Source organism: Bradyrhizobium tropiciagri (assembly GCF_001189845.1).
In the GTDB taxonomy this organism is placed as follows: Bacteria; Pseudomonadota; Alphaproteobacteria; order Rhizobiales; family Xanthobacteraceae; genus Bradyrhizobium; species Bradyrhizobium tropiciagri.
Genome location: NZ_LFLZ01000141.1, coordinates 1 through 8,435 on the forward strand (window position 1 = coordinate 1; position 8,435 = coordinate 8,435).

Below are 8,435 nucleotides of genomic sequence, written 5' to 3' on the forward strand. Positions count from 1 at the left end.
TCGCACTGCCGATGTCGCGCCATACTTCATCATGCTCACGAATTCAGCTTGAGACGCGGGAACGTTTCAATCGGATTGTCTTCGCACATCCGCTTGATCAGGCTATCAGGCAGATGCGGCGGGATCGGATCGTCGCCGTCGAACTGCCAGTGCGGGTAGTCGGATGCGAACAGGAACATCTTGTCGGAGCCGATCTGGTCGATGATGTCGGCAACGCTTGTTGCATCCAGCGGCGCGTCGAACGGCTGCATCGTGACCCGGAAATGCTCGCGGATGATCGCGGCCGGCTCGCGCTCGACCCACGGCACCTCGACGCGCACGCCGCGCCAGGTCTTGTTGGCGCGCCACATGAAGGCCGGCAGCCAGCTGACGCCTGATTCCATCAGCACCACGGTCAATCCGGGATACTTTCCGAACACGCCCTCATAGATCAGGCTCAGCGTCTGCGCCTGGAAGGCTTGCGCCTCGGCCAGATAATATTCGTAACGATAGGACGGCCAGCCGATCGAGCTCGGCGCGCCGCGGTAGGCGCTGCCGGCGTGGATCGCGATCGGCAGCCTGTATTTCTCAGCGGCCTGGTAGATCGGCCAGTAATGCCGCCGCCCGAGCAGCGTCTCGTTTTGCGACGGCACCAGCACCGAGACGAAGCGGTTGTCGCCGGCGCGGCGCTCGATCTCCTCGACGGCGAGATCCGGCGCCTGGATCGGCACCACGATCGAGGCGCGCAGCCTTTTATCCTTCGCGAGCCATTCGGCCGCGATCCAGTCGTTGATCGCCCGGCAGAAGTCCGCCGCCATGTAGGAATCGAACACCGCCTGCGCGCCATAGACCACATTGCAGATGGCGTGGCTGGCGCCGAGCTGGTCGAACGCGCCGCGCTGCACCATGGCAAGATCGCTGCCGGGCTTGCTGCCGTCGGCCGGCCGCCAGTCGGCGCGGCCCGACAGCGGCATCGACGGCGGATAGGAATTGAGGTCGAGCCCGTCGATGGCGCGGCTGACGACCTGTTCCTTCCAGTGATCGCTGAGATAAGGCAGCAGCGTGGTGCGCGTTCCCCCCACCGCGGGATGGATGTCGCAGTCGATGCGCGTGGCCGCCATGGCGTTCCTCGGATGGATATTCTTGTCTTCGTTGTTGGCGGCTGTGCTGCCGCAGACCGGACTGTGACGCCGATGGCGCGATCGCGCAAGCCGATCCACGCGGGGCGGCCCTGCCATCAGCGCGCACCGCCTCTCACGCGAAGTTGCGGGATGGCATGTGAATGACGTCACCTGTTCAAGCTGCGAGACATGCTAGCGATTCCGCGCCGCGGAAAGCGCCACGACAGGAGACGGGAATGAAACTCGGCCGATTGACGATCCTCGCAGGTTCATTGTCGCTGGCCTCGTCAGCCGCATGGGCCGCGCCTGCGACCACCTCCGGCTCGGTCGCGCTGGCGCTGGCCGGCGTGGTGGCGCCTTATTCGCCGCTGCCGGCCAAGGAGAAGAAGGCGGTCGCCGCATTCTTCAACGGCGACAGCGATGTCCACGTCACCCGGAAGATCACCGTCACCGCCGACAAGGTCGTCTGCCGCGCCAGCAATGTCGACATCACCTCGCGGTCCTGTGCGCTGACCCTCGGCAGCAGGACCCACACCGTCAGGGGACGCGAGGCCAACGCGATCTACGCCACCGTGGCGCTCGCCGGCGTGCCCGGCGACGGCGCCGCCGGCACGATCTACGAGGCGCTGTCGAAACTGTCCTGCACACTCGATCCCAAGGTGATCAAGGACAAGGCCGGCGGCGGCGCCGACTGCAGCTTCGAGCCGGGCAATTAACCCGCGCGCTCGGGCTCCGGCACGACGACGCCCAGCCTGGCGGCCACGCGGCGGGCGGTCTCTTCCCGCTGCGCCGTGATCGCGCGTGTCGCCTCGCGCGTCCGCTGCAGGATCTCCGGCGGCGCGGTCTCGGGCGTGCCGCTGTTGAAGGGCGGCTCCGGCGCATAGGCCATGTAGAGCTGGATCGCCCGCGCGGCATCATCGCCGCGCAATTCCGCCGCGAGCCGCAACGCACCGTCGATACCTGCCGTGACGCCGGCAGCAAACACAAAGCTTCCGTCGACCACCACGCGCGCGTTGACGGGCGTGGCCCCGAAGTACGGCAGCAGATGGAACGACGCCCAATGCGTCGTCGCCCTGCGTCCCTTCAACAGGCCGGCCGCGCCGCACAGCAGGGCGCCGGTGCAGACCGAGAAAATGTGGCAGGCCCCTGCCGCCTGCTGGCGAATCCAGCCGAGCACCTCCGCGTCTTCCATCAAGGCTTCCTGGCCGAAGCCGCCCGGCACATGCAGCACATCGAGCGGCGGCGCATCGGCCAGCGTCGCATCCGGCGTCAGCCGCAATCCCTTGAGGTCGCGCACCGGCTCCATGGTCTTGGCGTAGATGCGGTAGGTCGAATTCGGAATCCGCGACAGCACTTCGAACGGGCCGGTCAAATCGATTTGGTCGACGCCTTCGAACAGCAACGATCCGATCCGTAAGTGGACATCGTGAGCAATCATCGAACTTCCCTTGAGGTCTCGTTGCGCTATGGACAAAGCAAATCTAGCGCGGCACTTTTCGGCGATGACGCCAAAGCCCCCACATTCTCCGCCAAAAGACCGTCGCCTGATCGAGGTGCTGGCTTATCCGGCGGTGCAGTTGCTCGATGTCACCGGACCGTTGCAGGTGTTCGCGTCCGCCAACGCAATGATGGCCAAGGCAGGCAACGCAGAGCCTTACGAAGTCCGCGTCGTTGCCAAGGACGGCCCCACGGTCCAGGCATCGGCCGGCATCGGGCTCGCGGTCAATCCATTGCCCGCCATCGGCAGCGCGGTGGACACGCTGATTGTTCCGGGCGGCGACGGCGTCAACGCTGCGGCGGCCGACGACGTCCTGGTTGACTGGGTGCGCGGACGCTCCGGAGAGGCCCGCCGCACCGCATCGGTCTGCACCGGCGCGTTCCTGCTCGCCGCATCGGGCGTCCTCGATGGCCGGCGCGCCGTGACGCATTGGGGATTCTGGCAGGAGCTCGCCGAGCGCTTTCCCGATGTCCGCGTCGAGTCCGATCCGATCTTCGTGCGCGACGGATCGTTCTGGACCTCGGCCGGCGTCACGTCGGGCATCGATCTGGCATTGGCGCTGGTCGAGGACGATCTCGGCCGCGCAACGGCGCTCGCCGTCGCACGCTATCTCGTGGTGTTCCTCAAGCGGCCCGGCGGACAGGCGCAGTTCAGCGAAGTCCTGTCGCTGCAAACGACCGACGACAGGTTCGGCGCGCTGCATGACTGGATCAGCAACCATCTGGCCGACGACCTCTCGCTTCCGACATTGGCGAAGCAGGCCGGCATGAGCGAGCGCAGCTTCAGCCGGCATTACGCTGAAGCGACCGGGCTGACGCCGGCCCGCGCGATCGAGCGGCTGAGGGTCGAAGGAGCACGGCATCTGCTCTCGGAGACGCGGCTGCCGATCAAGCGCATTTCACAGCGCTGCGGTTTCGGCTCCGAGGAGACGATGCGGCGCAGCTTCCTGCGCTTGCTGTCGACCACGCCGCAGGACTACCGGGCCAGGTTTGCGGGCTAGAAGGAGAGCGCACGCCGGCCGATGGCCGGCGCGCAGTGTTTGATACTCAGCCATTCCAGGCATGCGGCTGCAACCCCGCTTCCAGCGGCGGATTGGTCACGCTGCCCGTGTAATTCGTGATGGTCGACGCCGCCACGATGGTGATCACCTCAAGCACGAGGTCCTTGTAGAACCCGGCCGCCAGGAATTGCTCGATCTCCTCTTCGTCGAGCCGGCCGCGCTTTTCGATCAGCGACCTCGCTAATGTCGAGAGCGCGCCGAGCTGCTTGTCGGCTGGCGAACGGCCGGCGCGCATCGCGTCGACATCGGCCGAAGCAAGGCCGGCCTGCAAGCCGAGCGCGGAGTGCAGAGCGACCGCCCAGGTACAGCGATTGGTCACCGCGTCGGTGAGCAGCACGGTCTGGATCTGCTGCTCCGTGAAGCTGCCGCCGTGAACCTTGTCGAAGATGCCGATGAAGCTCTGGATCAGCACGGGCGACGTCGCCATCGTCGCCGCAAGGTTGGGGATCATGCCAAACCGCGCCTCAACCTCGCGCAGCGAGGGTTTCGAGGCTTCGGGGGCGGAGTCGAGCGTATGGACGGGAAAACGTGCCATTGGAACTGCCTTTCACTGTGGTGATGAACCGGAAGCCGCCGGACGCAACCGGCCTGTCGCAATCGACACGCGGGCAACCGGATCCGATGCAGGCTATCTAGACGCGCATCGTCGCAGGCGTTCGCCAAACTCCCCACATTCCACGCCATCCGCCCGAGCCGTTCGCTCTGCAAGCCGGACGAATGCGCACAGATGCGGACAAGCCGGCACAGGGCCGCGCGCGGCGTGCCGCACTTTGCCGGGAATGACACTTGTCGCATGCGAGCGCGCGGCCGAGATTTCGGCTCGCCCGTTCATCGGAAGAGAAATTCCCCGCTCATGATATCGACTGAATCGAATATTCCCGCTCGCCTGCGCCCTGTCACCTGGACGACGTGGTCAGCCTGGGTGTTCGTCTCTGCGCTGCTCCCGGTATTCAGCACGATTGCGGCAACAGCCATCGGCAAGTCGGTCCCGCACGACGACAGCGTGTACAAACGGTTGCTCATGAGCAGCCTCCTCGCGCTGACCGTGTTCACGACTTTGGCCCCGCCGTTCATGCAGGGCTTCGTGCTCAAGCGCTTCCTGCCGAGGTTGAGCGTCTGCGTCTGGTCGCTGGGTATTCTGGTGTCGACGATTATCTGGCTGGCCGTGCTGTTCAGCGAACACCAAAAAGGAGCGAGCCTGATCCACGCCGGTTTGCAGGCGGAGTTTCAACTTCAACACACCGCAGCGATCGAGCGTCTGGCGAATTCACCCAGCTTCGCAAAGATCATCCGTCTGTCATGGGCGCCATTTCTGCTCTGGACGATCGCTATCAACACCCTGACTTCGCTTGTCCCTTCGGCGATACTCGGCACGACGTCCGGAATACGGAGAGCCATTCTGCTGTTCATCGTTGCCTCGGTGACCGGCGCCGTCGTCTCGGCGATCGTCGAGCAGCTCTATCAGATCACGACGACGCAGTATTGGTTCAGGGAATGGGCGCTCAATGGTCGCACCTGGGCCGCTCGCATTCAGGTGCTCATCACCCGTTCCAGCGTCGGCGCGATTTGGGGCGCGACAACAGCGATTCCCGTGGTGTTCATGAGCCGTCTGCTCGCGCCCACGCCCGCATTGGACACCCAAATCTTCGCGCTCCACCGTGCCGGTGGCTTGACGATGGCGACGATCGCACCGCCGCTAATCGTCCTGCTGACGCTGTTGGTATCAAGTCTCGTCCGATCATATGCATGCTGCTGAATTGCGAGTCGCGTAGGACATCTCTCACTCCGCACGGTCCTTCACCCGCCGCGTCACGATGGCGAGCAGGCGGCCGAGCGTGCCGCCGGCGGGGCCCTTCTTGCGCGCCAGCGCGAGCGGCGCGACCAGGCCAGCGGCACGGTCGAGGCGGAGATAGGAGACGCCCGCGGTCTCCAGCCGCGCCATCGATTCCGGCACGATCGAAATGCCGAGCCCCGCGGCGACGAGGCTGAGCGTCGACACCATCCGCGTCGCTTCCTGCGCCACTTTCGGGCTGAAGCCCGCGGCGCGGCAGGCGGCGATGATGCTGTCGTAGAGGCCCGGCCCGGTCGGGCGGCGATAGAGGATCAGCGGCTCGTCGGCGAGCGAGGCCAGCGAAATCCGCCGCCGCGTGTCCTTGCGGGCGCGCGGATGATGATCGGGCAGCGCCACCAGCATCTCCTCGTCGAGCAGATGCGTGATGGTGAGGTTGTCCAGCCGCTCGCTCGGCGAGCGCACGAACGCGGCATCGAGCCGATCAGCCTCGACGGCTTCGATCAGCTCGCCGGTCGAGGCCTCTTCCAGCGACAATTTGATCGCCGGCGCATGCTCGCGCATCTCGCGCATCACGCCGGTGACGAAGGGATGGAACGCGGCCGATGAGGTGAAGCCGATCGCGAGCTGGCCCTCCTGGCCGCGGCTGGCGCGGCGCGCGGCTTCCACGGCAAGCTCGGTGTCGCGCAGGATCGCGCGCGCCCTGCCGACGAAGGCGCGGCCGGCGGATGTCAGTTCGACCCCGCGCGGCTGGCGGCGGAACAGCGGCGCGCCGATCGCAGCTTCCAGCGCGCGGATCTGCTGGCTCAGCGGCGGCTGCTGGATGCCGAGCCGCGCGGCGGCGCGGGTGATGTGGCCTTCCTCGGCGACCGCGACGGCATAGCGGAGATGGCGCAGCTCGATCATCAGGCGATCCATATGCAATAGATATGCAAATTCCCGTATCCATATATTGGATATTTGGCATGCAGCCAACTAGAGTCGGTTGAAGAACGAACGAACCGGAGCCGCTCCGCCGATGGACGCCATACCCGCCGCACAAACCAGCAAGCATGTCGCACCTGATGTCGGCGAGTTGTTCACGGGCTTCTTCGTCCTCGGGCTGACCGGTTTCGGCGGCGTGCTGCCGCTGGCGCGCCACATGATGGTGGAGAAGCGCGGCTGGCTCACCAGTGCCGAGTTCACCGACCTGCTCGGGCTCTGCCAGTTCCTGCCCGGCGGCAACATCATCAACATGTCGGTGGCGGTCGGGCTGAAGTTTCGCGGCATTCCCGGCGCGCTCGCTTCGATCCTCGGCCTGATCGCGGTGCCGACTGCGGTCGTGATCGGGCTCGGCGTGGTCTACAGCCAATTTGCCAACGATCCGGTGGTGCGCCATCTGTTCGGCGGCCTCGCCGCAGCCGCAGCCGGACTTTTGATCTCCACCGCGATCAAGATCGCCTGGCCCTTGCGGCGCGATGTCGTCGGCCTGTTGATCGTCACGCTCGGCGTGCTGACGATCGCGGTGTTCCGGCTGCCGCTGCTGCCGACGCTGTTGACGCTCGCGCCGCTCAGCATCTTCCTGCGCGCGAGGCAGGCATCATGACCGCAACCCTCGTTACCCTCGCGCTGATCTTCGCCGAGCTCTCGCTGCTCGCTTTCGGCGGCGGCAACACCATCCTGCCGGAGATGCAGCGCCAGGTGGTCGACATCCATCACTGGATGACCGCGCAGGAATTCGGCGCGCTGTTCGCGCTGGCACAGGCCGCACCCGGGCCCAACATGATGGTGGTGCCGCTGGTCGGCTGGCATGTCGCCGGCTTCTCCGGCGTGCTGGTGACCTCGCTCGCCAAATTCGGACCGTCGTCGCTGGTCACCGGCTTCGCGCTCCGGCTCTGGGAACGCTTCAAGGACCGGCCCTGGCGGAAGACCGTGCAGGCGGGGCTGGTTCCGGTCACCGCCGGCCTCGTCACCGCCAGCGCCATCGTCATCACCCACACGTCCGTGTCGAGCTGGGGCACCATCCTGATCGCGGCCGGCGTCGCGATTGCCACCACGACGACCCGCATCCATCCGCTGCTCGCGCTCGCCGCCGGCGCGGTGCTCGGCCTCACCGGCATCGGCCAGCCCTGACGCGCGGCGCGTGCGCGCTTTCGCCGCAATGGATGCGTCGTCATCAGCGGCTATGTTGATGGTGCCATGATCGACATGTTGAGCATCGACACCCGCATCGCGCGCCTCGGCTTGCGCGCCGGACGTCTGCACGCAGGCACTTAGCCGGCCGGCGATCGCGCGCCGTCCGGATTCCTTAGGCGTCATCAACATCATTTCAGCCCGTCGTGTCGCGCGAAGCAGTCGCGCGCCGGCGCTATCGCGCCTTCGAGCAACCGCAAGGTCAAAACCGACATGCCCCAGAGCATTCAGAATAGCTTTACCGCCCCCGCATTGCCGCCGATCGTCATCACCGCGAGCGAGGCGCATCGCCTCAGCGCGCTGGCCGATTCAAGCATGGCGGTGTTTCCGCGTGTGGCCCAGTTCCTGGCGCGCGAGACAGACCGCGCCCGCGTCGTCGCCGACGATGCGGATCTCCATGACGTGGTCCGCATGGGCTCGCGCGTGCGCTATCGCGACGACGAGACCGGCGACGTCAGGGAGGTCGTGCTGGTGTATCCGCACGAAGCCGACATCGCGCTCCGCCGCATCTCGGTGCTGACACCGGTCGGCGCCGCGCTGATCGGATTGTCGGTCGGCCAGACCATCGATTTCCAGACCCCGAGCCACCAGACGCGCGCGGTGACGATCTTGGCGGTGGCGCATCAGGGTTAGCGCGCGACGCTTCCACATTCGGCGTAAGGGAGCCACCGGCGGACGGGCTCCCTCCCCCCTTGCGGGGGAGGGTTGGGGAGAGGGGTGCCACACGGCAAGCTCTCTCCGAATTCGTGACATGCGAGCGCCATTGCGCGGTTGGTGCCCTCGTCAATCATCTCGCCCGGGGCCACCCCTCTCCCC

10 protein-coding genes are annotated in these 8,435 nt (G+C 66.2%); 6 read left to right on the top strand and 4 right to left on the bottom strand.

Annotated elements, in window-relative coordinates; genetic code table 11:
- Positions 1–35: 35 nt before the first annotated feature.
- Positions 36–1,100, bottom strand: coding sequence for an amidohydrolase family protein (locus tag AKN84_RS43720; RefSeq protein WP_050426520.1), 1,065 nt, complete (start codon positions 1,098–1,100; stop codon positions 36–38).
- A 236-nt stretch (positions 1,101–1,336) separates the two neighbouring features.
- On the opposite strand from AKN84_RS43720, the gene AKN84_RS43725 reads away from it, so the two are divergent.
- Positions 1,337–1,816, top strand: a complete 480-nt coding sequence (locus AKN84_RS43725) for a hypothetical protein (RefSeq protein WP_050426512.1) — start codon at positions 1,337–1,339, stop codon at positions 1,814–1,816.
- On the opposite strand, the gene AKN84_RS43730 is transcribed toward AKN84_RS43725, so the two are convergent.
- Entirely contained in the window at positions 1,813–2,538 is a 726-nt protein-coding gene (locus AKN84_RS43730) for a DJ-1/PfpI family protein (RefSeq protein ID WP_050426513.1), read from the bottom strand. The two genes, AKN84_RS43725 and AKN84_RS43730, sit on opposite strands and share 4 nt — an antisense overlap.
- A gap of 64 nt (positions 2,539–2,602) precedes the next feature.
- Here AKN84_RS43730 and AKN84_RS43735 point away from each other — a divergent pair, with 64 nt between their 5' ends.
- Positions 2,603–3,598 carry a GlxA family transcriptional regulator gene (locus AKN84_RS43735; protein ID WP_050426521.1) on the top strand — a complete coding sequence of 332 codons (996 nt, stop codon included), beginning with the start codon at positions 2,603–2,605 and terminating at the stop codon, positions 3,596–3,598.
- 46 nt (positions 3,599–3,644) lie between these two features.
- Here AKN84_RS43735 and AKN84_RS43740 read toward each other — a convergent pair whose 3' ends face one another.
- Complete coding sequence (locus AKN84_RS43740; RefSeq protein WP_050426514.1) at positions 3,645–4,193, bottom strand: carboxymuconolactone decarboxylase family protein; 549 nt, start codon at positions 4,191–4,193, stop codon at positions 3,645–3,647.
- Between the two features lie 318 nt (positions 4,194–4,511).
- Between AKN84_RS43740 and AKN84_RS43745 the strand changes: the two genes are divergently transcribed.
- Complete coding sequence (locus AKN84_RS43745; RefSeq protein WP_050426515.1) at positions 4,512–5,414, top strand: hypothetical protein; 903 nt, start codon at positions 4,512–4,514, stop codon at positions 5,412–5,414.
- Positions 5,415–5,438: 24 nt separating this feature from the next.
- On the opposite strand, the gene AKN84_RS43750 is transcribed toward AKN84_RS43745, so the two are convergent.
- On the bottom strand, positions 5,439–6,350 hold the full coding sequence (locus AKN84_RS43750; RefSeq protein WP_430649977.1) for a LysR family transcriptional regulator: 912 nt from the start codon (positions 6,348–6,350) through the stop codon (positions 5,439–5,441).
- Between the two features lie 115 nt (positions 6,351–6,465).
- Here AKN84_RS43750 and AKN84_RS43755 point away from each other — a divergent pair, with 115 nt between their 5' ends.
- The 3 genes from AKN84_RS43755 to rnk all read left to right on the top strand — a co-directional run bounded on the left by AKN84_RS43755 (position 6,466) and on the right by rnk (position 8,252).
- The gene (locus AKN84_RS43755) at positions 6,466–7,032 is read left to right on the top strand and encodes a chromate transporter (protein WP_050426517.1); all 567 of its coding nucleotides are present in this window, start codon (positions 6,466–6,468) and stop codon (positions 7,030–7,032) included.
- Positions 7,029–7,559, top strand: coding sequence for a chromate transporter (locus AKN84_RS43760; RefSeq protein WP_050426518.1), 531 nt, complete (start codon positions 7,029–7,031; stop codon positions 7,557–7,559). Before AKN84_RS43755 ends, AKN84_RS43760 begins: the two co-directional genes overlap by 4 nt.
- Positions 7,560–7,832: 273 nt before the next feature.
- Positions 7,833–8,252 (top strand): nucleoside diphosphate kinase regulator, encoded by a 420-nt coding sequence (rnk, locus tag AKN84_RS43765; protein WP_167351906.1) that lies wholly within the window; start codon positions 7,833–7,835, stop codon positions 8,250–8,252.
- Positions 8,253–8,435: the final 183 nt, after the last annotated feature.

Excerpts from the sequence above, each read along its gene's own strand:
- AKN84_RS43730 (WP_050426513.1), bottom strand. The coding sequence starts at position 2,538 with ATGATTGCTCACGATGTCCACTTACGGATCGGATCGTTGCTGTTCGAA.
- AKN84_RS43725 (WP_050426512.1), top strand. The coding sequence starts at position 1,337 with ATGAAACTCGGCCGATTGACGATCCTCGCAGGTTCATTGTCGCTGGCC.
- AKN84_RS43740 (WP_050426514.1), bottom strand. The coding sequence starts at position 4,193 with ATGGCACGTTTTCCCGTCCATACGCTCGACTCCGCCCCCGAAGCCTCG.
- rnk (WP_167351906.1), top strand. The coding sequence starts at position 7,833 with ATGCCCCAGAGCATTCAGAATAGCTTTACCGCCCCCGCATTGCCGCCG.
- AKN84_RS43755 (WP_050426517.1), top strand. The coding sequence starts at position 6,466 with ATGGACGCCATACCCGCCGCACAAACCAGCAAGCATGTCGCACCTGAT.
- AKN84_RS43735 (WP_050426521.1), top strand. The coding sequence starts at position 2,603 with ATGACGCCAAAGCCCCCACATTCTCCGCCAAAAGACCGTCGCCTGATC.
- AKN84_RS43760 (WP_050426518.1), top strand. The coding sequence starts at position 7,029 with ATGACCGCAACCCTCGTTACCCTCGCGCTGATCTTCGCCGAGCTCTCG.
- AKN84_RS43720 (WP_050426520.1), bottom strand. The coding sequence starts at position 1,100 with ATGGCGGCCACGCGCATCGACTGCGACATCCATCCCGCGGTGGGGGGA.
- AKN84_RS43745 (WP_050426515.1), top strand. The coding sequence starts at position 4,512 with ATGATATCGACTGAATCGAATATTCCCGCTCGCCTGCGCCCTGTCACC.